This window comes from Nonomuraea longispora (genome assembly GCF_004348345.1).
GTDB classification, from domain to species: domain Bacteria; phylum Actinomycetota; class Actinomycetes; order Streptosporangiales; family Streptosporangiaceae; genus Nonomuraea; species Nonomuraea longispora.
In genome coordinates, this window is the sequence record NZ_SMJZ01000093.1 from 1 (window position 1) to 22,099 (window position 22,099).

The following is a 22,099-nucleotide window of genomic DNA, read 5'->3' on the forward strand; positions in this document are numbered from 1 at the left end:
GCTACGGGGTGCGGCGGGCGAGGTAGAGGGCGGTCGTCACGCTGAGCGTCACCTGGTCGCCGAAGACGTCGCGCAGCGCGCCGAGCAGGCCGGCGCGTACGTCCTCGGGGAGCATCCGGATGGCCGAGCGGGTGCCGAGCAGCGTGAGGTAGTCGGCGACGGGAAACGTGAGCTCCGACGGGTAGAGCCGGGCCGACAGATCATGGAAGGCGTCCTGCCGTTCCAGCTCCAGCCACCAGCGCGACGACTCGATCGACGACTCGGTGGGCAACTCGGTGTCCAGGAGGATGTGCGGCGTGTGCGCCCGGTAGACGGCGAGCGCCGCGTCCAGCACCGCGGGGTCCTTGAGCATGTCGAAGTGCCAGAACAGGGCGACGGCGCCTCCCGGGGCGAGCACCTCGGCCGCCTTGCGCCACCTGAGCTCCGGGTCGGTCCAGTGCCAGGCCTGGGCGCTGAACAGCAGGCCGAACGCCCGGTCGGGCCGGAACTCCTCGAACGGGGAGACGACGACGCGCACGTCGGGCCGTCCGTCCAGCCGCCGGTTCAGCACCGCGGCCATCGCGGCGTCCGGCTCGACGGGGGTGAGGTCGGTGCCGCGGGCCGCGAACATCGCCGTGGCCTTGCCCGTGCCCGCGCCCGCCTCGACGGCCGGCGCGCCGCCGAGCCCGGCGTAGGCCAGGACGTCGTCCACGAGGGCGTCCGGGTAGGCGGGACGGACCCTGTCGTATGCGTCGGCCACTTCTCCGAAGACCCTGGATTGCACCCGCTCCGCAGTCATATGCGCCCTTTCGTCGTCGATAACCGCCTTCTTACCAGAGCGCGGTCAGGTCATCGGGGAGCGGTCGGCCGCCGTGATGGCCCGCAACATGTACGGGTGCAGCAGCTTCGCCCGCTGCCGCGGGATGCCGCCGGCGAGGGCGGCCTCGGCCAGCGCGTCCCTCAGCCACTCCACGTCCACGGGGCGCCCGTCGTCCCGCCGGAGCAGCGGCTCGCCGGGACCCCGATCCGACGACAGCGCCTCCAACAGTGGCCGGGCCGGAGGCGGCACCGGGAAGGCCACGATGTCCCCGCGGCTGTCGTGCACGGTCACGATGGCGAGGTCGTCCCCCGCCACCGGGTGCAGGTCCTGGAAAGTCAGCTCGGCGAGGGCGTCCGCGGCGGCGCCGGTGGCGTCCAGCAGAGCGACGGCCGCGGCCTCGGCGTGCCGGCCGCCGGCGGCCAGCCGGGCGACGCCCTGGCGCAGCAGCCGCCGGTCCTCGCGGGTGAGCACGCCGGTGCCGGGAGCGGCGACGCGGTCGTGGCGTACCGAGCCGGAACGCCAGGCGAAGGCGTAGAAGGAGGACAGCACGCCTCGCCTCCTGTTCACCGTCGCGCTGGCCAGGGGCTTGCCCGGCACGCGTACGCCGATGGTGAGGGCGCCGGCGCGCGCCGCGTCGCAGTAGGTGTCGAGGTGCGCTCCGGTGACCGCGAGCAGCTCGACGGACGGCTCGGCCTCGCGCAGCCAGCGCAGGAACGCGGCGAGGACCCGCAGGCGGACCTGCCTGGTGGCCGCCGACGGCCGCTCCCGCAGCCAGGCCGCGACCGTGCGCCAGGTCAGCGGGTCGAGGGAGTCGAGCAGGTCGACGTCGGCGCCGGGCACCTCGCCCGCGTCCTGCGGGCCGCGGCGCGGGCGCAGACCGGCGATCTGCCCGACGCTGGCCGCGGCCGCGGCCCGGCCGGCGCCTGCGCCTAAGGCCGTGCCCGCCGGTGGGGCGCTCTGTGCTCGACCGGCGATCCCTGAGCCAGGCAGATCAGTCATGATCTTGATCATCTCACGGAGCCCGCCTCACTCGCGTCCTCCTTCGGGACCTGTTTCGGGGAAACACGTTCCCGGGCGCGGCGGACGTACGACCGCCCCGGTGCTCGCGCGGTGCCGGACGCGGCCGGGCGACCCGGCCGACCTGGTGATCACCGCGACCGACACCTCGGACGTCGCCCCGGCGGCGCTGCGCGACATGGAGGTCGTCGGCACGCTGCTCGGCGGCCGGCGGACGCACCGGCTGCCCGGCTGAAACCCGCGGCGGGCCCGGCTGTTCCAGCTGACAAAGCCGGGCCGCAGGGTTGGACCTTTCCCACGATGAACCCGGCCATCTGGTGGCCTGTCGCCTGGCGGAGCGGCCCGCGGGAACGGGGGCGGCCTGACAGGACCCTCAAGTATCAGGTACCTTATTCATATATCAGGTGCCTGACGGAGGGAGCGGACATGAAGGTGCTGATCATCGGGGCCGGCATGGGCGGGCTGACCCTCGCCCAGGCGCTGCGGCGCACGGGGATCGAGGTCGCGGTCCACGAGCGCGACGACGCGATCGAGGCGACCGGCGGCTACCGGCTCCATCTCGACGACCTGGCCTGCGCGGTGCTGGCCCGCCACCTCACGCCCGACCACTACCAGGCACTCCTCGGCAGCTCGGCGGGGTGGCAGGCGTTCCGCCGCTTCGCCGTCACCGACCACCGGATGCGGCTGCTGTCGGCCGAGCCGCGCGAGCGCACGGCCGAGACACTCATGATCGGCCGCATCCCGCTGCGCCGGCTCCTCGCCCATGGGCTGGACGGCGCGCTGAGGTTCGGCGCCGAGTACACCGGCCACCGCACCCACGCGGACGGCACGGTCACGGCGCACTTCGCCGACGGGAGCACCGACCGGGGCGCCCTCCTCGTCGGGGCCGACGGCGTCGGCTCGCGGGTCGCCGCGGCGCTGGCCGGCCGCCCGACGTCGGCGCCCGCCGGGGTGAGCGGCATCGCCGGCCGCACCCCGCTCGACGGGCGGACCCGCCCGCTCGTCCCCGGGCTGCTGGCCGAGGGTCCGGCGCTGGCCTTCGGGCCGGGCGGGATCGGGATGTTCGTCACCGTGCACGACCCGGCGGGCGGCGCCGTCGTCGACCCCGCCTCCTGTACCCGGGTGCCCGCCGTCCTGGAGGAGCCCGCGCTCGTCTGGGGGCTCCTCGCGCCCGACGGGCGGTTGCCCGGCAGGCCGCGCGAGCTCGACGGCGCGGGCCTGACGCGGGTCACCGGCACGCTGCTCGACGGCTGGGACGGGCGGGTGCGCGCGCTCGTCCGCGCGGGAGACCCGGACACGGTGGCGCACTTCCGTTTCCACGCCGCCGACCCCGACGCCGACCTGACCCCCTGGCCGGCCGGAGCCGTCACGGCGCTGGGTGACGCCGTGCACGCCATGCCGCCCACTGGCGGGCGGGCCGCGGCCACCGCCATCCGCGACGCCGGGCTGCTGGCCGGCGAGCTGGCTCGCGCGTACGCGGGGGAGTCCACCATCCCGATGGCCGTGCACCGCTACCAGAGCGCGATGGCCGCCTACGCGGGCGACGCGATCCGCACCTCGATGCAGCCGCTCGGCTGGGTGCACCGGCTCGCCGGTCCGGTCGGCACGGGGCTGGCCCGGCTGAGCCTGCCCGCTCTCGCCACGGCCGCCCGGCTCGGCCGCGGCGTCACGGCCGCCCGCGGCCGTCGTATGAGCGGGGCCCGCGTTGCCTGAGCGGGGGCCCGGCTACGGGGCCTGGCCCGACGGTGAGCCCGACCTGCCGCTGTGGGAGCTGATCCGGACCTCCCACGTCGTCGCCAGGGGCTTCACCGCTCTCTTCGCCTCGGTCGGGCTCACCCCGACGCAGTTCGGCGTGCTGGCCACGCTCGCCTCCGGCGAGGACCTCACCCAGGCCGAGCTGGCCCGCGCGATCATGGTGCGCCCGCAGAGCATGAACGAGCTGTTCGTGTCGTTGCTGAAGCGCGGCCTGGTCGAGCGCGACGGGCCAGGGGGCCGCGGGCGCAGGACCGGGTTGCGCATCACCGACGCGGGCCGCGAACTGCTGGCCCGGGCGCAGCCCGAGGTGGAGGAGTTCAACGCGCCGGAGGCCATCGGCCTGTCCGCCGCCGAGGCCGCCGAGTTGTCGCGGATGTTGCGCGTCGTCCGCGACACCCTGGCGTGACCCCGTGCGGTCAGGGGGCGTAGCCGAGCACGTGGTCGCGCAGCAGTCGGCCGACCTCGGGGTCGCCGCGGTCGAAGGCCTCGACGAGCGGCTCGTGATCGGCGGCGTTCTCGTGCGGCCGCATCCTGAACAGCCGGATCGAGACGTGCGTCCACACCTCGATGCCCAGCGACTCCCACACCGAGGCCAGCACCGCGTTGCCGGACGCGGTCACGATCTCGCGGTGGAAGCCCACGAGGTGGCGCACCTGGCCGTCGAGCGAGCCGGCGGCGGCCGCCTCGTGCATGCGGGCCACGTGCGCCCGCAGCGCGGGGACGGACGGGCCGCCCAGGCGGGTGGCGGTCTCCTCCAGGCCCGCCCGCACCTGATAGACCTCGCGCAGGTCGGCCGGGGTGAAGCCGCGGACCCGCGCGCCCTTGTTGGGTGCGGACTCGATCAGCCTGAGCGCTTCGAGCTCGCGCAGCGCCTCGCGGACGGGGGCCTGACTGACCTGGAGCTCGGCGGCCAGGCGGCGCTCCACGATGCGGTCGCCCGGCCCCCAGCGGCCGCTGATCATGCCCTCGACCAGCACGTCGCGGATCTCGTCACGCAGCGGCGGCCGCGCCACAGGCTCCACAGAGAAATCCTCTCATCATATGATCGATCATAGGGTGTTTAATGGAAGCATGCAGAGAGATCTGGATCCTCAGGAGACCGCCGAATGGCTCGAGTCGCTCGAGGCGGTCCGGCGGGAGGCCGGTCCCGAACGGGCCGGCTACCTGCTGCGCAGGCTGGCCACGAGCACGCGCTATCTCAACACGGTGCCCACGGCGGAGGAACCCGCCTATCCCGGCGACCTCGACCTGGAGGAACGTGTCGCGGCCTACGACCGGTGGAACGCCGCCGCCATGGTCACCCGTGGCGCCAAGCTGGGGCTCGGCGGCCACCTGGCCACCTACGCCTCGGCCGCGTGGCTCTATGAGGTGGGGTTCAACCACTTCTTCCACGCCGGCAACGACCAGGTGTATTTCCAGGGGCACGCCTCTCCCGGCATCTACGCCCGCGCCTTCCTGGAAGGACGGCTGAGCGAGGAGCAGCTCGACCTCTTCCGCCGCGAGCCCGAGGGCGGCCTGCCGTCCTACCCGCACCCGAGGGCCATGCCGGACTTCTGGCAGTTCCCCACCGTGTCGATGGGGCTCGGCCCGCTCAACGCGATCTACCAGGCGAGGTTCAACCGCTACCTGCACAACCGCGGCATCAAGGACACCTCGCGCAGCCATGTCTGGGCCTTTCTCGGCGACGGGGAGATGGACGAGCCCGAGGCCACCGCCGCACTCACGCTGGCGGCACGGGAGGGCCTCGGCAACCTCACCTTCGTGATCAACTGTAACCTCCAGCGGCTCGACGGCCCCGTCCGCGGCAACTCCCGCGTCGTGCAGGAGCTGGGGAGCGTCTTCATGGGCGCGGGCTGGCACGTCGTCAAGGCGCTGTGGGGCCAGGAGTGGGACAGCCTGCTCGGCTCCGACGAACTGGTGGCCAGGCTCGGCGAGGTGCCGGACGGCCAGTTCCAGACGTACGCCGCCTCGTCCGGGGCCTACATCAGGCAGCACCTGTTCCACGGCCTGGACGTGCCGCACTCCGACGAGGACCTGCGGCGCATCGTCGGCGGCTCGCGGGCGGGGCACGAGCCGCGCAAGGTGTACGCCGCCTACCGCAAGGCCATGGAGCACACCGGCGCGCCCACCGTGATCCTCGTCCAGACGGTCAAGGGCTGGACGCTCGGCGCCGGTGTCGAGGCGCGCAACGCCAACCACCAGATGAAGAAGCTCACGCAGGACGAGTTCCGCGTCATGGGCGAGCGGCTCGGCCTGCCCGTCCCCGACGGGGCGCTCGACGGCGAGCTGCCGCCCTACCTGCACCCCGGCCCCGGCTCGCCCGAGGCGCGCTACGTCGCCGAGCGCCGCGCCGCGCTCGGCGGGCCGCTGCCCCGGCGCGCGGTCTCCCACCGCCCGCTGCCGCAGCCCGGCGAGCGGCCCTTCCGCGGCCTGGCCAAGGGCTCGGCGCAGCCGGTGGCCACCACGATGGCGTTCGTCCGGCTGGTCAAGGACCTGATGAAGGAGCCGGAGACCGGGCGGCGCTGGGTGCCGATCGTGCCCGACGAGGCCAGGACGTTCGGTATGGAGTCGCTCTTCCCCACCGCGCAGATCTACTCGCCCCACGGCCAGCGTTACGACGCCGTGGACCGGGAGCTGCTGCTGTCGTACAAGGAGGCGGTCGACGGGCAGATCCTCATCGAGGGCATCACGGAGGCGGGGTCGATGGCGTCGTTCACCGCCGCGGCGTCCAGTTACGCCACCCACGGCGAGCCGATGATCCCCTTCTACATCTTCTACTCGATGTTCGGCTGGCAGCGCACCGGCGACCAGATGTGGGCCCTGGCCGACCAGCTCGGCCGGGGGTTCCTCATCGGGGCGACCGCCGGCCGCACCACGATGACGGGGGAGGGGCTGCAGCACGCCGACGGGCACTCCCCGCTGCTCGCCTCGACCAACCCCGCGTGCCTGGCCTACGACCCCGCCTTCGCGTACGAGGTGGGGGTGATCGTGCGTGACGGGCTCAGGCGCATGTACGGCGCGGAGGCCGAGGACGTGTTCTACTACCTGACCCTCTACAACGAGCCGAAGCCGCAGCCCGGCCTGCCCGAAGGCCGCGAGAAGGAGGTCGAGGAGGGAATCGTCAAGGGCATCTACCGCTACTCCGCCCGCGGCGGCGCCGCTCACCTGCTGGCCAGCGGCACCGCGATCCACTGGGCGCTGGAGGCGCAGCGGCTGCTGGAGGACGAGTACGGCGTCGGCGTCGACGTGTGGTCGGTCACCTCGTGGAGCGAGCTGCGCCGGGAGGCCATGACCGCGACGGGCGTGCCCTACCTGCGGCAGGCCATGGCGGGGACGAGCGGGCCGGTGATCGCGGTCAGCGACTGGATGCGAGCGGTGCCCGACCAGATCCTGCCCTGGATCGACCGGCCGTGGACCTCGCTCGGCACCGACGGGTTCGGGTTGTCGGGCCCGCGGGAGGACGTACGCCGCCACTTCGGGGTGGACCCGCGCTCGATCGCGGACGCCGTGCTCAAGGCGGTCGAGGAGTAGGGCCGCCCGCCTGGTCCGTCCAGGCCGTTCGATATATTGCGGAATGCCGTGATCGCCCGAGGAGGAGACATCCATGGACGCCGATGAGTTCTTCGGCCGGCACCTCGACCGCGTCCCGATCCTCGGCATCTTCCGCAACCTCGACCCCGATGCCACCGTGGCGATGTGCGAGCGGGCGTGGGAGTTCGGGGTCGAGCTCATCGAGGTGCCCGTGCAGACCTCCAGCGCGCTCCCCTCACTGAGGGCGGCCGTGGAGGCCGCGAAGGGGCGCGGCAAGAGCGTCGGCGCGGGGACGGTGACCACGGCCGCCCAGCTGACGGCGGTGCACGAGATGGGCGCGGCGTTCACGGTCGCGCCCGGCCTGCATCCCGAGGTCGTCGCCGGGTCGCGCCGCCTCGGGCTGCCGCACCTGCCGGGCGTGGCGACCGCCACGGAGATCGCCGCGGCCCTCACGCACGGCTTCACCTGGCTCAAGGCGTTCCCGGCCAAGCAACTGGGGGCGGGCTGGATCACCGCCCAGCTCGCGCCGTTCCCCTCCGTGAGGTTCGTCGCCACCGGCGGCATCGACGCCGGTAACGCGGCCGGCTTCCTGGCCGCGGGGTGCCGCGCCGTGGCCGTGGGCTCGGCGCTCAACGACGACGAGGCGCTGGCCAGGCTCCGCGCGAGCATCCCCGCCTGAGACCGCTGTCCCCGGCGGTCGTTCCGCCGCCATTCTCATGTTGGAACGCTCCACGGCTTGCGCACCACGAACCGTATGACGTACGGTACAGCGTACGCTTCAGCATGGAGGAACCTTGACCGATATCCGGCCCTTCCGCCTTGAAACCGCCCAGGCCGACCTCGACGACCTGGGCGCGCGGCTCGATCGGGTGCGCTGGCCGGACGAGGCGCCCGGCCACGGCTGGCGCCTCGGCGTGCCCCTCGACCACCTCAAGCGCCTCGTCGAGTACTGGCGCACCGGCTACGACTGGGAGGCGGCACAGGCCGGGCTCAACCGGCACGACCAGTTCGTCACCGAGATCGACGGGCAGCGCGTGCACTTTCTGCACGTGCGCTCCGCCGACCCCGGCGCGCTGCCGCTGCTCATCACCCACGGCTGGCCCAGCTCCCCGGTCGAATACCTCGACGTGATCGAGCCGCTCAGCCGCGACTTCCACCTGGTCATCCCGTCGCTGCCGGGCTACGGCCTGTCCGGGCCCACCCGTGAGGTCGGATGGGGCTCCACCCGCATCGCCCGCGCCTGGCTCGAGCTGATGACCCGGCTCGGCTACGAGCGCTTCGGCGTGCAGGGCGGCGACTGGGGCACGTGGATCTCGCGCGAGGTCGGCATCCTCGCCCCCGAACGGGTCGCGGGCATGCACGGCAACGGCATCATCTGCTTCCCCATCGGGGCGCCCGGCGAGCTCGACGGGCTGAGCGAGGCCGAGCAGGAGCGGCTGGCTTTCCGCGAGAGCTACATGACCGAGCAGTACGCGTACAAGCTCATCCAGTCGGCCCGCCCGCAGACGTTCGCCTACGGTATGGCCGACTCGCCGGTGGCGCTGCTGGCCTGGTTCGCCGGCGTCTACCACGAGTGGAGCGACACGGAGATCGAGCCGGGGATCGACCGCGACCGGCTGCTCACCACGGTCATGCTCTACTGGCTGACCAACACCGCCGGCTCGGCCGCGCGATCCTTCACCGAGACGCCCGACACCGAGACGGACACCGGCGTCGAATGGGAGCTCAAGCCCGCGACCGTGCCCACCTCCATCTCGGTGTTCCCGAAGGACATCCTGCGGCCGATCCGCCGCTTCGCCGAGCGCGACAACAACATCGTCGGCTGGGTGGAGCACGAACGGGGCGGCACGTTCGCCGCGCTGGAGCAGCCGGAGACCTTCACCGCCGACGTACGCGCGTTCTTCGCGACCGTGCGTTGAGCAGGCGCTCCCACCCGCCCCGGCCGTCATGGCCGCCTGGCGGCGTCGCCGGCCGGCTCCTGACCGCCGTCCGCCGTGATGTCGCCGGCCCCAACTACGGGACGACCCACGCGCCGGCCGTCTCCGCCGTCGTCATGTCGGCCGCGGCGGTCGCCGCCGCGCTCACGTGGCGGGCCGGGACGTGAGCGCGCCCGATACCGTGTGCGCATGAGCGTGCGGTACTGGCGGGAGCCGCTGTGGGGCGGCGTGGACCTGATGCGGGCCCGCTTCACGGGCGACCGGTTCGCCCGGCACAGCCACGACACGTACGCGATCGGCGTCGTCGAGGAGGGCCTGGAGGAGATCGCCTTCCCCGACGGGCCGCGGTACACCGGCGCGGGCGAGGTCGTCATGATCGACCCGGGCGTCGTGCACACCGGGCGGGCGCGCACGCCCGAGGGCTGGACCTACCGCGTCCTCTACCCGAGGCCCGACCAGCTGGCGGCCATCGCCGACGAGGCCGGCGCCGGCGACGAACCTCCGTCGTTCACCACCTGGTCGGCCGCCGACGAGCGCGCGTGCGCGATGCTGCTGTCCGCGCACCGCGCGGCCGAGCTGGGGCAGCGGCTGGCCGCCGACTCGCTGCTGCGCGTCGTCATGGCCCGGCTGATCGGCGCGTACGCCGCCCGCGGACCACGGCGGCGGCCGGCGGCGGCCGGCCGGGGCGTCGCCGCCAGGGCCCGCGAGCTGCTGCACGAGTCCCTGGCCGACCCGCCCGACCTGGGCCGGCTGGCGGTCGCCGCGGGCGCGGCGCCGTTCGCGCTGCTGCGTTCCTTCCGCCGCGCGTACGGGCTGCCGCCGCACGCCTACGTCGTCCAGTTGCGGGTCAGACGCGCCCGCGAGCTGCTGGAACGGGGCACGCCTCCGGCGGAGGCGGCGGCCGCCGTGGGGTTCTGCGACCAGTCGCACCTGTCCCGGCACTTCCGGCGCATGGTGGGGGTGACCCCGGGCGCCTACCAGCGGGGGGTGCTGGCGGGCCGCCCGGCCAGGGGCCGCGCGTGAGCGGCGGCGGGCCGTACGTCAGAGGGCCGTACGTCAGAGGGCCGCGCGGATGACGCGCAGCGCCTCCTCCACCCGCTCGGCTCGGGTGCGGACACTGAGCACGCACAGGCGCAGGTAGAACGCCCCGTCCAGCGTGGTGCTCGACAGGTAGACCCGGCGCGTGGCGTTGATCCGGTCGAGAAGGCGCCGGTTGGCGTCGTCGGAACCTCGCAGGCGGAACGGCACCACGCTGAGGTCCGGCCGCCACGGCACCTCCAGGCGCGGATCGGCGGACAACTCCCGGTGCACCTTCCCGGCCAGGTCGAGCTTCTCGTCCAGCGCCTCCTCGAAGGCCCGTACGCCGTGCAGGTGCAGCGGCAGCCACACCCGCAGGCCGCGGAACTCCCGGGTGAGCTCCACGCCCAGGTGCCCGTAGTCGGGCAGCCCGTCCACCTCGTGGAGGTCCTGGAGGTACCGGCCGCCGCCGGCGTGCGCGGCGCGCAGCACGGCCGGCTCGCGTACGAGCAGCACGCCCGTCCCGTACGGCAGGAACAGGCTCTTGTGCGGGTCGAACGTGAGCGAGTCGGCCTCCTCGATCCCGGCGAGCCGCTCCCGGCCGCGCCGGGTGAGCTGGAAACCGCCGCCGTAGGCCGCGTCGACGTGGAACCACAGTCCCTGCTCGCGTGCCAGCCGGCCCAGGTCCGCGAGCGGATCGACGGTGCCGGTGCTGGTGCTGCCCGCCGTGCCCGCCAGCAGGAACGGGCGCAGCCCGGCCGCGCGGTCCTCAGCGATCATGCGAGTCGCCTCTCGGACGTCCATGCGCAGGTCCGCGGTGGTGGGGACGGTCCTGATGCGCTCGGCGGGCAGGCCGGCGATCTGGGCGGCCTTGGCCAGGCTGTAGTGCGTGTGCTCGGTGACGTACACCGTGCCGTCGCCGAACGCGGGCCCGAGCCGGTCGTGCCGGGCGGCCACCACCGCGGACAGGGTGGCCTGCGAGGCGCCGGTGGTGATCAGCCCGCACGCGCCGGACGGCAGCCCGAACAGCCCCGCCATCCAGGTGAGCACGCTCTCCTCCATCGCGACGAGCGCGGGCGCGGTCTGCGCCACGCCGGTGTAGCGGTTGGCCACCTGGGCGAGCAGTTCGCCGAGGGCCGACGAGACGAGGCCGCCCGCGGGGAAGTAGGCCAGGTAGCCGGGGCCCGCCGTGTTGACGCCCTGCGAGGCGGCCTGGCGGAAGGTCTCGATCAGCGTGCCGAAGTCGCCGGGCTCGCCGGCGGGCGGACGGCGCAGCAGCGCGACCAGACTGGCGGCGTCGCCGTAGTCGCTGGCGGGTTCGTCCGGGAGTCCGGCGACCTGCCGGACGATGAGATCGACGGCCTGCCCGCCCAGCTCGGCGACGGCGTGCGGGGCCAGGTCCAGGGGGAGTGCGGTGTGACGTTCCTGCTGGGTGCTCATGCCCGGACACGGTAGGGAATGAGGCAAGAGTGAGGATTGGACGTTCTTGCACCTCGGCCGTCAGAACAGGTTCTCCCGCTGGGGCAGGTCGATCACCCCGGTGAGCGCGAGCAGTCCCAGCACCGCCAGCGCGCCGAGCACGGCCCACGTGACGGGGTGGCCGAGGTTGAGCGTCCAGGTCGCGCCGATCCTGGCGGGCACCAGCACCGCCGGGTCCTGCCGGTTGAGGTAGACGGTGCCGCCCAGGAACCAGCGGCGGTCGTCGTCGCGCTGCGTGGCGCGGGTGTCCTCGGCGTCCTCTCCGGGCAGGTCCGGCAGCCGGTGCCCGCCCTGGCCGACCCGGATCTCCCGGACGACCAGGACGACCAGCAGCACGACCAGCGGGGCGTACGTCGCGATCCACCAGGCGGGCGACGGCGGGACCAGCCGCCACAACTGCAGGGCGGCGACCAGCAGCCCGAGGTTGAGGCAGGCCGCGCCGGCCAGCGTCAGCCTGGCGATGCCGCGCAGGTAGACGCGGTACTTCCGGGCCGAGCCCTTGGGGCGGGCGGCGTCGAGGTCGGGGCGGGCGCGCAGGATGAGCAGCGTCACCACGGGGAGGAGCATGGTGATCCCGGCCTGGACGAACACCGGCTCGAACGCGGCGGACGGCGTGAGTGCCCGGGGCGGGGCGGCCGGGTCGACGCCATAGCCCGCGAAGGCCGGCAGCGTGGTCAGCGAGCCGTACCGCCACCCGCCCACACCGGCGGTGACCAGCGTGATCACGAGCGCGGGCAGCGCCCACGCCCAGGGCACGCGCACCGGGTCGGTGCGGAACGTGGTGTCCACGGCGACGCGCGGGCGCAGGCCCTCCTGCCAGCGTCCGTCACGCTTGGCCGCGCGGAGCCTGCGGCCGGCCAGCACGTAGAGCGCCAGGTCCGCGACGCCGAGCACGGCGGCCAGGGCACTGACGACGCCGGCGCCCCGGCCGGAGGTCACGAGCGGCACGCCGGCCGCGGTGGCGCAGAGGGCGGCGAGGAGCACCAGCCTCGTGTAGACGCGGCGCTGCCTGATCACCTGCGGGTCGCCGACGTGGCCGTGCGGCACCAGCACCCCGAACGGCATCGTCGGCCTCGTCAGCGCGGGCAGGGCCAGCGAAAACCCGGTGACCAGGGCGATCGTGGCCAGCATGGTGGCGATGGGCAGGGTCATGCCTTCGTCTTCTCCTCGGTTCGGAATCCCGACAACACGGTCCGGCAGCGGTGTACGACCTCGTCGTGGCCGAGGCCCTGCACGATGGCCTCGGCCAGCAGCACCTGGGCCCGTTCCTCCCAGTCCGCCACGAAGCCGTGCTCCGGCGGGCCGGAGGAGGGATCGCGCCTGACGACCGCGCCGCTCTTGCGGTTGACGCGGATGACGCCTTCGTGCTTGAGCAGGTCGTACGCCTTGGTGACGGTGTGGAAGTTGATCCCGAAGTCGGCCGCGAGCCGGCGGGTGGAGGGCAGCGGGTCGTCCTCCACGGTCTCGCCCCTGGCGATCGCCTCCACGACCCGGTCCCGGATCTGCTGGTAGATCGGGATCTCGCTGTCGAGATCGAGCTGCAGGTTCACACTGAGAGCCTATCTGATATACAACTAATAGAACAGATGGCGCATCGACGATGGGAGCTCGCCCATGTTCACCCTCGACATCACCCCGACCACGCTCACCGTGCGCTACGACCAGTGGACGCGGCTCTGCGTCCGCCGGGCGCGCACGGACATCCCGCTGGAGGCGATCCGCGAGGTCGTGCCCGTGGCCAAGCCGCTGGCCCAGGCCAGGGGCATCCGCGCGGGCCTCCTCGTCAGCGGGCTGCTCAAGGTCGGCACGTGGACGGGCGTCACCGGCGTCAGGCGGCTGGTGTGCGCCCGGCGCGGCGAGCCCGGCCTGCGCATCGTGCTCGACCGGCGCATCGACGGCGTCGACGAGCTGGTGCTCAGCCTGGAAGGCGCCGACGACGTCCGGCGCAGACTGGCCGGAGCGGCGGCGTGACCGCCGTCGAGGTGCGCGGGCTCGGCAAGACGTACGGCCCCGTCGCCGCCGTCACCGACCTGAGCTTCGACGTGCCGCCGGGTGAGGTCACCGCCTTTCTCGGCCCCAACGGGGCGGGCAAGACCACCACCATGCGCATGGTGCTGGGCCTGGTCGCCCCCGACACCGGCAGCGCCACCATCGGCGGCGTGCGCTACGCCGCCCTGCGCCGCCCGGCCGCGACCGTCGGCGCCGTCCTCGACACCTCCGGGTTCCACCCCGACCACACCGCCGGCGCCCACCTGCGGGTGTACGCGCGGATGGGCGGCTTTCCCCGGCATCGCACGGAGGAGGTCATGGACCTGACCGGCGTGACGCCGTTCGCGGGACGTCCCACCCGCGGTCTGTCCACCGGGATGCGCCAGCGCCTGCACCTGGCGACCGCGCTGCTCGGCGACCCGAGCGTGCTGCTGCTCGACGAGCCCGCCAACGGCCTCGATCCCGAGGGCAACGCGTGGTTGCGGGGCTTCCTGCGCGAACTGGCCGCGCAGGGCCGCGCGGTCCTGGTCTCCAGCCACGTGCTGAGCGAGGTGGAGCAGCTCGCCGACCGCGTGGTGGTGATCCGCGAGGGCCGGCTCGCCGTCGCGGGCCCCATGACCGGCCTGTACGCCGCGCCCGGCGTGCTCATCCGCACACCCGGCGCCGACGGCCTGAGCGCGCTCCTGTCCGGCGACGGGGTCACCGTCGAGCGCACGGCCACGGACACGCTGCTCGTCCACGGGTTGCCGGCCGACCGCATCGCCGCAGAGGCGAGCTCCCACGGCATCCTCCTGCACGAGATCACCCCCGTACGTCCCACGCTCGAACAGGCGTACCTCGACCTCACCGGAGGACCGGCATGAGCGCTCTCGTCCTGGCCGAATGGCACCGCCTGACCAGCGCCAGGCTCTGGCGGTGGGCAGTGCTCGCGGCGATCGGCAGCGGCGCGTTCACCGCGCTGCTCGCCTTCATCGGGCCGGAGAACTTCGACCCGCCGCTGCCCGGCCTGCACACGGCGGAGGGCACCCGCGTGGTGCTCGGCGTGCTCGGGCTGCTCGCGTTCGTGCCCGCGCTGCTGGGCACGTCGGCGGTGGCCGCGGAACACCGCCACCGCACGATCGCCACCACGATGTTGTACGCGCCCAGGCGATGGACCGCACTGCTCGCAAAGATCGTCACGTTCACGGGGGCGGGCCTGGCCTACGGGGCGATCACCGCCGTCGTGGCCGGGGCGGGGCTGTTCACGGCCGCCGCCGCCAAGGGCTCCACGCTCGGGCTCCCTCCCGGTGAGGTGCTCGCCCTGCTGGTCAGGATCGCGGTGACCATGGGCGTCTACACCCTGCTGGGTGTGGGCTTCGGCGCCCTGTTCCGCAACCAGGTGGCCGCGCTCGTCGTGCTCGGCTCGTACTTCTACGTCGTCGAGACCGCGCTGATGCTCGTGCCCGGCGTCAAGGCGCTCTATCCCTACCTTCCCGGCGGGGCCACCGCCGCGCTGACCGGCTTCACCTACCTGGCCGACGCCGTCGCCGCCCAGACCGGCCAGGCGGCGGGCACGCTCCTGCCCGCCTCGCTGGGCGGCGCCGTCCTCGTGGGGTACGCGGCGCTGGCCGCGCTCGCCGCCGTCGCGGCCCCGCTGCGCAGGGACATCACCTGAAAAATGGTGCGTGGGCCGCGGGGTGCTCCGGCATAATCCTCCGGGATGATTCGACACCTGATCAGTCACCTCGCACACCGCGACCATCCCATCGCCGCCCCCGTCAGCGACGACGCACTCGAGCGCCTGCTGCGGCGGGCGCGGCTGCCGGCGCGTGCCCGCGTGCTCGACCTCGGCTGCGGAGAGGCCGAATGGATCATCAGGGCCCTGGAGCTCCATCCGGAGGCGACGGCCGACGGGGTGGACGTCTCCGAGGCCGCGCTCGCCGCCGCCGCCGAGCGCGCCGCGGCCCGAGGCGTGGCCGACCGGCTGCGCCTGCACCACACCACCGCCGCAGGCCACACCGGCTCCGAGCCGTACGACCTCGTGCTGTGCGTCGGCGCCACCCACGCCTTCGGCGGGCTGACCGGGTCGCTGCAGGCCATGCGCCGCCATCTCGGTCCCGCCGGGCGGGCCCTCGTCGGGGAGGGCTTCTGGGAGACGACACCCTCGCCCGAGATCCTGGCCCTGCTCGACGCGGGCCCCGACGAGTACGCCGACCTCTCGGGTACGGTGGAGCGGGCCGAGCGGACCGGCTACGCCACCGTCCACGCCCACACCAGCACCCGCGCGGAGTGGGACGTCTACGAATGGTCGTGGACCGGCTCGCTGACCGACTGGGCGCTCGACCACCCCGGCTCCGACGGTGACGCCGCCCTGGCGGCGGCCCGCGACCACCGCGCCGTGTGGCTCGACGGCTACCGCGACGTCCTCGGTTTCGTCACCCTCCTGCTGCGGCCGGTGTGAGTCACGTGCCCGGCCGTCGCGGGAACGGTGAGAAGGTCACGACAATCATCCCCGGAAAGAAGGCCATGAACATCACCCACGCCGTCGTCACCGGTGCCGGCGGCGGCATCGGCAAGGCCCTGGCCGCCGCCCTGCGCGCGGAGGGGGCGCACGTCGTGCTCGCCGACATCGACGCGGCCGGGCTCGCCGCCGCCTCCGCCGAGATCGGAGCCGACGCCGTGCCCACCGACGTCGCCGATCCCGCGGCGATGGAGGCGCTCGCCGACGCCGCGCCCGGCGCGGACCTGGTGTGCCTGAACGCGGGCATCGTCGGCGGGGATGTCGGCGTGCCGTGGGAGGTGGCCGACGACGACTGGGACAGGGTGTTCGCCGTGAACGTGGGCGGCGTGCGCAACGGCCTGCGCGCCTTCGTGCCGAGGATGCTCGACTCAGGGCGGCCCGGGCACATCCTGATCACGGCGTCGCTGGCCGGGCTGGTGACGTTCCCCGGCGGCGGGGCCTATCCCGTCTCGAAACACGCCGTGGTCGCCCTGGCCGAGCAGACCGCGCTGGCGCTCGACGGCACGCCGGTCGGGGTGACGCTGCTGTGCCCTGGTGCCGTACGGACGGCCATGATGCACCAGGGCGAGGAGCCGGCGGACGTCGCGGACGCGGCGCTGGCGGCGGTGCGCGAGGGCCGCTTCACCGTGACGCCGGCCGAGTGGCGCGCGGCCGTCACCCGACGCGCCGAGCGTCTGGCCTCCGGCGCTCATCCCGGGATCCCTTCACCCTCGTAGCGGCCCATGCCGCCCGTTCCCGCCGGGCTGCTCGGTTGCTGATCTGTCACGCCTTGACGCGATCGGGGAACTCGTAGAGACTATTCCTACTTGTACAGTAGGAATGATCGGGAAAGAGGGGATTGTGCGAGCGCTGATCCTGCTCGGGCTGGTCGGGTTCGTGGCCCAGCTCGTCGACGGCAGCCTGGGCATGGCCTACGGTGTCACCTCGACCACGCTGCTGCTCGCCGTCGGCACCAACGCTGCCGCGGCCTCCGCCACCGTGCACCTCGCCGAGATCGGCACCACGCTCGTCTCCGGCCTCTCACACTGGCGCTTCGGCAACGTCGACTGGAAGGTCGTCGCCAAGATCGGGTTCCCGGGGGCGGTCGGCGCCTTCGCCGGAGCGACGTTCCTGTCCAGCCTGTCGACCGAGGTCGCCGCGCCGGTCATGTCGATCATCCTCCTGGCGCTGGGCGCCTACATCCTGGTCCGCTTCACCGTCATGGGGCTGCCGCGCGGCAACCTGGGCAAGCCGCTGCGCAAGAGGTTCCTGGCGCCGCTCGGGCTGGTGGCCGGCTTCGTCGACGCCACCGGCGGTGGCGGCTGGGGGCCGGTCGGCACACCGGCGATCCTGGCCAGCGGCCGCCTGGCCCCTCGCAAGGTGATCGGCTCCATCGACGCGAGCGAGTTCCTGATCGCCATCGCCGCCAGCGTCGGCTTCTTCGTCGGGCTCGGCTCGGAGAACATCACCTTCTCCTGGGTGGTGGTGCTGCTGATCGGCGGCGTCATCGCCGCGCCCATCGCCGCCTGGCTGGTCCGTCACATCCCGCCCCGGATCCTCGGCTCCGCCGTGGGCGGCATCATCGTGCTGACGAACGTACGCACCCTGCTGCGCAGCGACTGGCTCGACGCCCCCGGCGCGGTGCAGACGGTCTCCTACGTGGTCATCGCCCTGATCTGGGCGGCCGCGATCGCCTACTCGGTGCGCGAATACCGTCGCGACAAGGCCGGCGAGTCGGTCGAGGCGATCGAGGCCGAGCTGCGGCGCAAGACGGGGGACACGAAGGAGGAGACGGCCTCCGCCTGAGGCCCGCGCCCCCGGGGCCGGCCCTCCGGAGAGGGCCGGGCCGCGGTGCTGACCCGCCATGCTCGCCCTCGCCAGGGCGGCCGGCCCGGCCTCGTCAACAGTGCCCGGCGGCCTCCTTCAACGCCCGGATGTCGATCTTCCGCATGCCCATTCGCCTTCATGACCCGCTGGGCCTTGGCCGGGTCGGGATCGGTCAGCAGCTCGGGCAGCACGCGCGGCACGATCTGCCAGGACAGGCCCCACCGGTCCTTCAGCCAGCCGCGCTCCGACTCCTCGCCGCCCTCGGTGAGCCTGGCCCACAGCTCGTCGACCTCCTCCTGCGACGCGCAGTCGACGTACAGGGAGATCGCCTCGGTGAAGCGGAACCGGGGGCCGCCGTCGAGCGCCAGGAAGCGCCGGCCCGCCAGTTCGAGCGTGACCATGGCCTCTTCGGCCTGGTCGTCGAACCACAGGTAGGTGGTGATCTTCTGCATGGTCTTCCTCCGAGGTCGGGGGGACGGCGTCGCCGTCCTTTCGCCTACGCGTCGAACCGGTCACGACCGGATCGACAACCCCGGGGAAGGCTTTTTCGGACGTGCGCGAACGACGGGCGCCGCCCGCGCGAAGCTGCCAGAGCACGATTCGAACGTGCACCTACCCGGTTCAGAGCCGGGCGTCCTGCCTGTTAGACGATCTGGCATCGAAAGGAGAATCGTGGACCGACAGGGACTCGAACCCTGAACCTCTGCTTGCAAGGCAGACGTGATGCCTTTCACCATCAGCCCATGGCGCGCGAAAAGAAAAAGCCGCCTGAGTCACCAGGCGGCTCGTGAGCGAATCACGGGGGAGTCACCCAGGAGCACGCCGGACCACGGCCTGAGCGGCCTGGCGTTGCGTCCTTCTGACGGTGGCCGCGCGGCTCATGGCTCCTCCTCCGGCGATGTCGCGGCCCGCTCTTCGGCGGTTCGCGTGAGACCACGATAATCCGGGCGTCCGGCATGCCGCCACGTATTATTCGCGGCCTTGCGGCGCTTCGCGCCGACCCGCGCGGTGTTGCCGCGGACGCCGGACCACTTGAGGAACCCGGGGCGTCATCGCGGGGTGCCGGTGTCGCGCAGGAGCAGCACGGCGATGTCGTCCGTACGCTGGTCGTCGTGGGCGGCCGCCTCGACGAGGTCCGCCGCGAGGTCGCACAGCGGCGTGCCGGGCGGGGGCGCGAACCGGCGGGCCAGCCCGGCCATGGCGTCGCCCAGGTCGAGGCCGGGCTCCTCGATCAGGCCGTCGGTGTAGAGGGTCAGGATCGAGCCGGGTTCCAGCACCAGGTCGGTGGTGGCGTACTTGGCGTCGGGGTCGATGCCGAGCAGCGGCCCAGGGGAGACGTCGATGATCCGCGTGGCGGCGCCGGGGCGGCTGAGCAGGGGCGGGAAGTGCCCGGCGCTGCTCAGGCACGCGGTGTGCTCCTCCAGGTCGAGGCTGAGGTAGAGGCAGCTGGTGAACCGGTCGGGGGACAGCTCGGTGAGCAGGCGGTTGGTGTGCGCGAGCACCTCGCCAGGGGGCGACCCCGCGCTGGCGTGAGCGTGGATGGCGGTGCGCACCTGGCCCATGAGGGCGGCGGCGTTCATGTCGTGCCCCTGCACGTCGCCGATGACGGCCGCCGCCATGGTGGGGCTCAGGCGGATGAGGTCGTAGAAGTCGCCGCCGATGTCCATGCCGGGCAGGGCGGGCACGTACCGGGCGGCCACGTCGAGGCCGGGGATCTCGGGCAGCTCGTGGGGCAGCAGGCTGGCCTGCAGGCATTGGGCGAGCTGGTGTTTGGTGTCATACACCCGGGCGCGCTCGAACGCCTGCGCGATCAGCCCGCCGAGCGCGGTGAGCGTGGCCCGCTCCTCGCCGCTGAAGCGGTGCGGGTGGGCATAGGCCAGTACGCACGTGCCGAAGGGCCGGCCCGAGGTGGCCAGCGGCAGGAACGCCCAGGCACTCATCCCGTCGGCGCGGATGGAGTCGGGACGGTGACGGCGCAGCTCCTCCCACGTGGCGAAGAAGGCAGGCTCCGCCGCTTCGTAGTGGTCCGGCGGGCCGAGCTGGTGGATGGCGGGGCGGCTGTCGTACTGTTCGACGGCCTCCTGGCTGTAGCCGCGCGACGCGGCCACGCGCATCCGGTTGTCCTGCCAGGTCAGGATGGCCAGGGCCTGCGCGCCGTACACGGGGATGACGTGGTTGGCGACGCGGTCGACCACCTCCTGCGCGGTCACCGCGCGGGCCAGCGCGGTCGCCAGGTGCAACATCTCGTGCAGCGCCATCACACGCGGCTCACGTCCGGCGACGGCGTTTGGCTCGACGACGCGGGCGGCCTTGGCGGGCGCGACCCGTACGGTGACGCCTGACAACCCCGGATAGAACCGGAAGGTCAGCTGCCGCGCGCCGACGCCGCTCGCGGTGTAGCGGGTGGCCTGCCGGCTGATGACCGCGGCCCGGTAACGGTCCTCGAACGCGGGGTCGTTGAGCCACGGCAACGACTCCCACAGCGGCCGCCCGAGCAGCTCGGGCGGGCTGTGGGCGAGCAGTTCGGCGGCCGGCGCGCTGACCAGGCTGACCCGTCCCTCCGCGTCCAGGCAGCAGTAGCCGTCCGGCAGGCGGTTGAGGCAGTCAAGGGCGATCCGGCGGGCGCGCCGGCTGGTGTCGGTCACGGGACGCGGGTCCAGGAGCCGGGGCCGGCACTGCGGGGTGATGCGACGGCCCTGCTCGGCGGCCTGCCGCAGCAACTCCCCGATCTCGTCGCAGGCGTGGCCGATGACCTCGCGCTGGCGCGGGGTGAGTCCGGAGGCGCGTCCCGACGGCCACAGCAGCACGAGCCCGCCCCAGGCGGCGCCGCCCGAGCAGACGGGGGCGGTCACGAGCGCGAAGTGGTACGGCAGGGCGAGTGCGGCGGCGGGGAACGAGCGGGCCAGTTCCTCTCTGCCGCCCACCCAGATGAGCCGCCGGTCGCGCACCGCCAGGGCGATGGGGATGAAGTCGTCAGTCCTGACCCTCGCCCACGCCCTGGCGATCGAGCCGGGGAGGCCCACCGCCGACTCCAGGGTGAGGACGTGGCCGCCCCTGTCCAGCACGTACGCCATGCCGATGTGTGCTCCCGCACCGGCGACGGCCTCGATCAGAAGATCGTCCAGATGGGACGATTCGCTCGTCTCGCCCGGGCCCGGGAGGTGGTCGCCCCGCATGGCCTCAGTACGCCTCGACCGCGAGCGAGGGGCGCGACAATCGGACAAAGGGCCACATAGGGGCAGAATACACTTTTGGGTGTGATGGGATGGTTACGATCCGGCATATCAGCAGCGTGCGCCCGGTCAGGCGGCTAGGAATGCGGCAACTCCAGCGAGGGCCGGGCCCGCCACTGGACGACCAAGGGCTCCAGCATGCCCGACAGCTCCGGTCGCCCCCCGGTCGTCAGCAGCACGTTGTACGGCGGTGAGTCGCCGTGCACTGGCGCCTCGACCACGGCGTTCGTTGAACACGTCGTGCAGCACGCGCGGCTCGTGCGCGCGCAGCCCCCAGTTTCCGCCCGGCCGAGACCGCCAGCCGCATCGCCTGCTCGGCCCGCTCACTGAGGGCCTGTCCGGAACCAGCCATGCGGGTGATCTTTACCGGGTCGCGGCCCGTCGTCAATGAGGCAGGCCCACCATGCGATCGAGCAACTGGTGCATGTGAGCGCGGAACCTCCGCAACAGCTCGGGATCGTCCATGCCGATCCGGCGGCCGGTCCCGTCGAGGGTCCCGCTCAGCGTGAAACCGTGGACGCACCACACGATCGTGTACGTGAGCAGCGCCGGATCCGCCCCCGCCGGCTCCGCGAGCGTGGTGAACCCGGCGACGAACTCCCTGGCCAGTGGCAGAAGGCTGTGCTCCTCCAGGTCCTCGATGTCGCTGGCGTCGGACATCCAGCGGTGCGTCCACAACGCGGGGATCTCGGGATGTTCCGCGCACAGGTCGATGTAGGCGTCGACGAACCGGTGCAGCGCCTCCAGGCTCCGTTCGGGCGGCCCGGTCTGCGCCTCGCGGGCCGGCTGCTCGACCGCGGCGGCGAGCGCCCGGTGAGCGTACGCCATGACCTCCAGGTAGAGCCCTCGCTTGGTGGGGAACCACCGGGTCGCTGTGGCCACGTCCACCCCGGCGGCCTCCGCCACCTGCGCCATCGACGTAGCGTCGTGGCTGAGGGCCGCGAACAGCCGGATCGCCGCCCCCACAATCGCCTCCCGTTCGCCGGTCTCTGGAGTGTCCATGGACGCGACCATAGGCGCGGTCCGGCGACCGGCC

Annotated in this window: 24 protein-coding genes and 2 tRNA genes; 14 read left to right on the plus strand and 12 right to left on the minus strand. The window is 73.2% G+C overall.

Annotated elements, in window-relative coordinates; translation table 11 throughout:
- Window position 1 precedes the first annotated feature (1 nt).
- Both E1267_RS23440 and E1267_RS23445 read right to left on the minus strand, forming a co-directional pair.
- Window positions 2-739 carry a class I SAM-dependent methyltransferase gene (locus E1267_RS23440; protein ID WP_165959748.1) on the minus strand — a complete coding sequence of 246 codons (738 nt, stop codon included), beginning with the start codon at window positions 737-739 and terminating at the stop codon, window positions 2-4.
- A gap of 84 nt (window positions 740-823) precedes the next feature.
- The gene (locus E1267_RS23445; protein WP_132334953.1) at window positions 824-1,798 is read right to left on the minus strand and encodes a hypothetical protein; all 975 of its coding nucleotides are present in this window, start codon (window positions 1,796-1,798) and stop codon (window positions 824-826) included.
- A 100-nt stretch (window positions 1,799-1,898) separates the two neighbouring features.
- Between E1267_RS23445 and E1267_RS44520 the strand changes: the two genes are divergently transcribed.
- The 3 genes from E1267_RS44520 to E1267_RS23455 all read left to right on the plus strand — a co-directional run bounded on the left by E1267_RS44520 (window position 1,899) and on the right by E1267_RS23455 (window position 3,977).
- The gene (locus E1267_RS44520) at window positions 1,899-2,051 is read left to right on the plus strand and encodes a hypothetical protein (RefSeq protein ID WP_165959749.1); all 153 of its coding nucleotides are present in this window, start codon (window positions 1,899-1,901) and stop codon (window positions 2,049-2,051) included.
- 191 nt (window positions 2,052-2,242) lie between these two features.
- A complete protein-coding gene (locus E1267_RS23450; protein WP_165959750.1) occupies window positions 2,243-3,529 on the plus strand; it encodes an FAD-dependent oxidoreductase in 1,287 nt (428 codons plus the stop codon).
- Window positions 3,522-3,977 carry a MarR family winged helix-turn-helix transcriptional regulator gene (locus tag E1267_RS23455; protein WP_132334957.1) on the plus strand — a complete coding sequence of 152 codons (456 nt, stop codon included), beginning with the start codon at window positions 3,522-3,524 and terminating at the stop codon, window positions 3,975-3,977. Before E1267_RS23450 ends, E1267_RS23455 begins: the two co-directional genes overlap by 8 nt.
- A 10-nt stretch (window positions 3,978-3,987) precedes the next feature.
- Here E1267_RS23455 and E1267_RS23460 read toward each other — a convergent pair whose 3' ends face one another.
- Window positions 3,988-4,533, minus strand: a complete 546-nt coding sequence (locus E1267_RS23460) for a GntR family transcriptional regulator (RefSeq protein WP_132335001.1) — start codon at window positions 4,531-4,533, stop codon at window positions 3,988-3,990.
- Between the two features lie 109 nt (window positions 4,534-4,642).
- On the opposite strand from E1267_RS23460, the gene aceE reads away from it, so the two are divergent.
- From aceE to E1267_RS23485, 5 genes are all read left to right on the plus strand, one after another.
- Complete coding sequence (gene aceE / locus E1267_RS23465; RefSeq protein ID WP_132334959.1) at window positions 4,643-7,102, plus strand: pyruvate dehydrogenase (acetyl-transferring), homodimeric type; 2,460 nt, start codon at window positions 4,643-4,645, stop codon at window positions 7,100-7,102.
- Window positions 7,103-7,175: 73 nt separating this feature from the next.
- Window positions 7,176-7,781 carry a bifunctional 4-hydroxy-2-oxoglutarate aldolase/2-dehydro-3-deoxy-phosphogluconate aldolase gene (locus E1267_RS23470; RefSeq protein WP_132334961.1) on the plus strand — a complete coding sequence of 202 codons (606 nt, stop codon included), beginning with the start codon at window positions 7,176-7,178 and terminating at the stop codon, window positions 7,779-7,781.
- Window positions 7,782-7,896: 115 nt separating this feature from the next.
- Complete coding sequence (locus E1267_RS23475) at window positions 7,897-9,021, plus strand: epoxide hydrolase family protein (RefSeq protein ID WP_132334963.1); 1,125 nt, start codon at window positions 7,897-7,899, stop codon at window positions 9,019-9,021.
- Complete coding sequence (locus E1267_RS23480) at window positions 9,018-9,206, plus strand: hypothetical protein (protein ID WP_132334965.1); 189 nt, start codon at window positions 9,018-9,020, stop codon at window positions 9,204-9,206. Before E1267_RS23475 ends, E1267_RS23480 begins: the two co-directional genes overlap by 4 nt.
- Window positions 9,207-9,228: 22 nt before the next feature.
- Window positions 9,229-10,062, plus strand: coding sequence for an AraC family transcriptional regulator (locus E1267_RS23485; protein WP_132334967.1), 834 nt, complete (start codon window positions 9,229-9,231; stop codon window positions 10,060-10,062).
- A gap of 33 nt (window positions 10,063-10,095) precedes the next feature.
- Here the strand turns inward: E1267_RS23485 and E1267_RS23490 are convergent, their stop codons facing one another.
- Genes E1267_RS23490 through E1267_RS23500 form a run of 3 tightly spaced genes read right to left on the minus strand, consistent with a single transcriptional unit; the run spans window position 10,096 to window position 13,085 of the window.
- Window positions 10,096-11,496, minus strand: coding sequence for a pyridoxal phosphate-dependent decarboxylase family protein (locus E1267_RS23490; protein ID WP_132334969.1), 1,401 nt, complete (start codon window positions 11,494-11,496; stop codon window positions 10,096-10,098).
- A gap of 60 nt (window positions 11,497-11,556) precedes the next feature.
- The gene (locus E1267_RS23495; RefSeq protein WP_132334971.1) at window positions 11,557-12,687 is read right to left on the minus strand and encodes a DUF1648 domain-containing protein; all 1,131 of its coding nucleotides are present in this window, start codon (window positions 12,685-12,687) and stop codon (window positions 11,557-11,559) included.
- Window positions 12,684-13,085, minus strand: coding sequence for a GntR family transcriptional regulator (locus tag E1267_RS23500; protein WP_132334973.1), 402 nt, complete (start codon window positions 13,083-13,085; stop codon window positions 12,684-12,686). Before E1267_RS23500 ends, E1267_RS23495 begins: the two co-directional genes overlap by 4 nt.
- Window positions 13,086-13,149: 64 nt before the next feature.
- Between E1267_RS23500 and E1267_RS46570 the strand changes: the two genes are divergently transcribed.
- The 6 genes from E1267_RS46570 (at window position 13,150) to E1267_RS23525 (ending at window position 17,809) form a co-directional block, all read left to right on the plus strand.
- Window positions 13,150-13,506 (plus strand): hypothetical protein, encoded by a 357-nt coding sequence (locus E1267_RS46570; protein WP_246064182.1) that lies wholly within the window; start codon window positions 13,150-13,152, stop codon window positions 13,504-13,506.
- Window positions 13,503-14,387: an ABC transporter ATP-binding protein gene (locus E1267_RS23505; protein ID WP_246064184.1), complete on the plus strand. Its 885-nt coding sequence runs from the start codon at window positions 13,503-13,505 to the stop codon at window positions 14,385-14,387. Before E1267_RS46570 ends, E1267_RS23505 begins: the two co-directional genes overlap by 4 nt.
- Window positions 14,384-15,178, plus strand: coding sequence for an ABC transporter permease (locus E1267_RS23510; RefSeq protein ID WP_132334977.1), 795 nt, complete (start codon window positions 14,384-14,386; stop codon window positions 15,176-15,178). Before E1267_RS23505 ends, E1267_RS23510 begins: the two co-directional genes overlap by 4 nt.
- Window positions 15,179-15,223: 45 nt before the next feature.
- Window positions 15,224-15,964: an SAM-dependent methyltransferase gene (locus E1267_RS23515; protein ID WP_132334979.1), complete on the plus strand. Its 741-nt coding sequence runs from the start codon at window positions 15,224-15,226 to the stop codon at window positions 15,962-15,964.
- Window positions 15,965-16,029: 65 nt separating this feature from the next.
- Window positions 16,030-16,740, plus strand: coding sequence for an SDR family oxidoreductase (locus tag E1267_RS23520; RefSeq protein ID WP_132334981.1), 711 nt, complete (start codon window positions 16,030-16,032; stop codon window positions 16,738-16,740).
- 124 nt (window positions 16,741-16,864) lie between these two features.
- Window positions 16,865-17,809: a sulfite exporter TauE/SafE family protein gene (locus E1267_RS23525; RefSeq protein WP_132334983.1), complete on the plus strand. Its 945-nt coding sequence runs from the start codon at window positions 16,865-16,867 to the stop codon at window positions 17,807-17,809.
- On the opposite strand, the gene E1267_RS46575 is transcribed toward E1267_RS23525, so the two are convergent.
- From E1267_RS46575 to E1267_RS23550, 6 genes are all read right to left on the minus strand, one after another.
- Complete coding sequence (locus E1267_RS46575; protein WP_246064186.1) at window positions 17,698-18,282, minus strand: VOC family protein; 585 nt, start codon at window positions 18,280-18,282, stop codon at window positions 17,698-17,700. The genes E1267_RS23525 and E1267_RS46575 overlap by 112 nt on opposite strands.
- Before the next feature lie 133 nt (window positions 18,283-18,415).
- A tRNA-Gln gene (locus tag E1267_RS23535) sits at window positions 18,416-18,488 on the minus strand.
- 15 nt (window positions 18,489-18,503) lie between these two features.
- Window positions 18,504-18,573 (minus strand) — tRNA-Ala (locus E1267_RS23540).
- 306 nt (window positions 18,574-18,879) lie between these two features.
- Window positions 18,880-21,006 (minus strand): SpoIIE family protein phosphatase, encoded by a 2,127-nt coding sequence (locus E1267_RS23545; protein ID WP_132334985.1) that lies wholly within the window; start codon window positions 21,004-21,006, stop codon window positions 18,880-18,882.
- Between the two features lie 134 nt (window positions 21,007-21,140).
- Window positions 21,141-21,284 (minus strand): hypothetical protein, encoded by a 144-nt coding sequence (locus E1267_RS44525; protein ID WP_165959751.1) that lies wholly within the window; start codon window positions 21,282-21,284, stop codon window positions 21,141-21,143.
- A 163-nt stretch (window positions 21,285-21,447) separates the two neighbouring features.
- Window positions 21,448-22,065, minus strand: coding sequence for a TetR/AcrR family transcriptional regulator (locus tag E1267_RS23550; RefSeq protein WP_132334987.1), 618 nt, complete (start codon window positions 22,063-22,065; stop codon window positions 21,448-21,450).
- Window positions 22,066-22,099 lie beyond the last annotated feature (34 nt).

What these genes read in the sequence shown, in the direction of transcription:
- E1267_RS23515 (WP_132334979.1), top strand. Translation starts at nt 15,224, where the DNA reads ATGATTCGACACCTGATCAGTCACCTCGCACACCGCGACCATCCCATC.
- E1267_RS23545 (WP_132334985.1), bottom strand. Translation starts at nt 21,006, where the DNA reads ATGCGGGGCGACCACCTCCCGGGCCCGGGCGAGACGAGCGAATCGTCC.
- E1267_RS23490 (WP_132334969.1), bottom strand. Translation starts at nt 11,496, where the DNA reads ATGAGCACCCAGCAGGAACGTCACACCGCACTCCCCCTGGACCTGGCC.
- E1267_RS23450 (WP_165959750.1), top strand. Translation starts at nt 2,243, where the DNA reads ATGAAGGTGCTGATCATCGGGGCCGGCATGGGCGGGCTGACCCTCGCC.
- E1267_RS23550 (WP_132334987.1), bottom strand. Translation starts at nt 22,065, where the DNA reads ATGGACACTCCAGAGACCGGCGAACGGGAGGCGATTGTGGGGGCGGCG.
- E1267_RS23485 (WP_132334967.1), top strand. Translation starts at nt 9,229, where the DNA reads ATGAGCGTGCGGTACTGGCGGGAGCCGCTGTGGGGCGGCGTGGACCTG.
- E1267_RS23520 (WP_132334981.1), top strand. Translation starts at nt 16,030, where the DNA reads ATGAACATCACCCACGCCGTCGTCACCGGTGCCGGCGGCGGCATCGGC.
- E1267_RS46570 (WP_246064182.1), top strand. Translation starts at nt 13,150, where the DNA reads ATGTTCACCCTCGACATCACCCCGACCACGCTCACCGTGCGCTACGAC.
- E1267_RS23510 (WP_132334977.1), top strand. Translation starts at nt 14,384, where the DNA reads ATGAGCGCTCTCGTCCTGGCCGAATGGCACCGCCTGACCAGCGCCAGG.
- E1267_RS23445 (WP_132334953.1), bottom strand. Translation starts at nt 1,798, where the DNA reads ATGACTGATCTGCCTGGCTCAGGGATCGCCGGTCGAGCACAGAGCGCC.
- E1267_RS23460 (WP_132335001.1), bottom strand. Translation starts at nt 4,533, where the DNA reads ATGATCAGCGGCCGCTGGGGGCCGGGCGACCGCATCGTGGAGCGCCGC.
- E1267_RS46575 (WP_246064186.1), bottom strand. Translation starts at nt 18,282, where the DNA reads ATGCAGAAGATCACCACCTACCTGTGGTTCGACGACCAGGCCGAAGAG.
- E1267_RS23470 (WP_132334961.1), top strand. Translation starts at nt 7,176, where the DNA reads ATGGACGCCGATGAGTTCTTCGGCCGGCACCTCGACCGCGTCCCGATC.
- E1267_RS23495 (WP_132334971.1), bottom strand. Translation starts at nt 12,687, where the DNA reads ATGACCCTGCCCATCGCCACCATGCTGGCCACGATCGCCCTGGTCACC.
- aceE (WP_132334959.1), top strand. Translation starts at nt 4,643, where the DNA reads ATGCAGAGAGATCTGGATCCTCAGGAGACCGCCGAATGGCTCGAGTCG.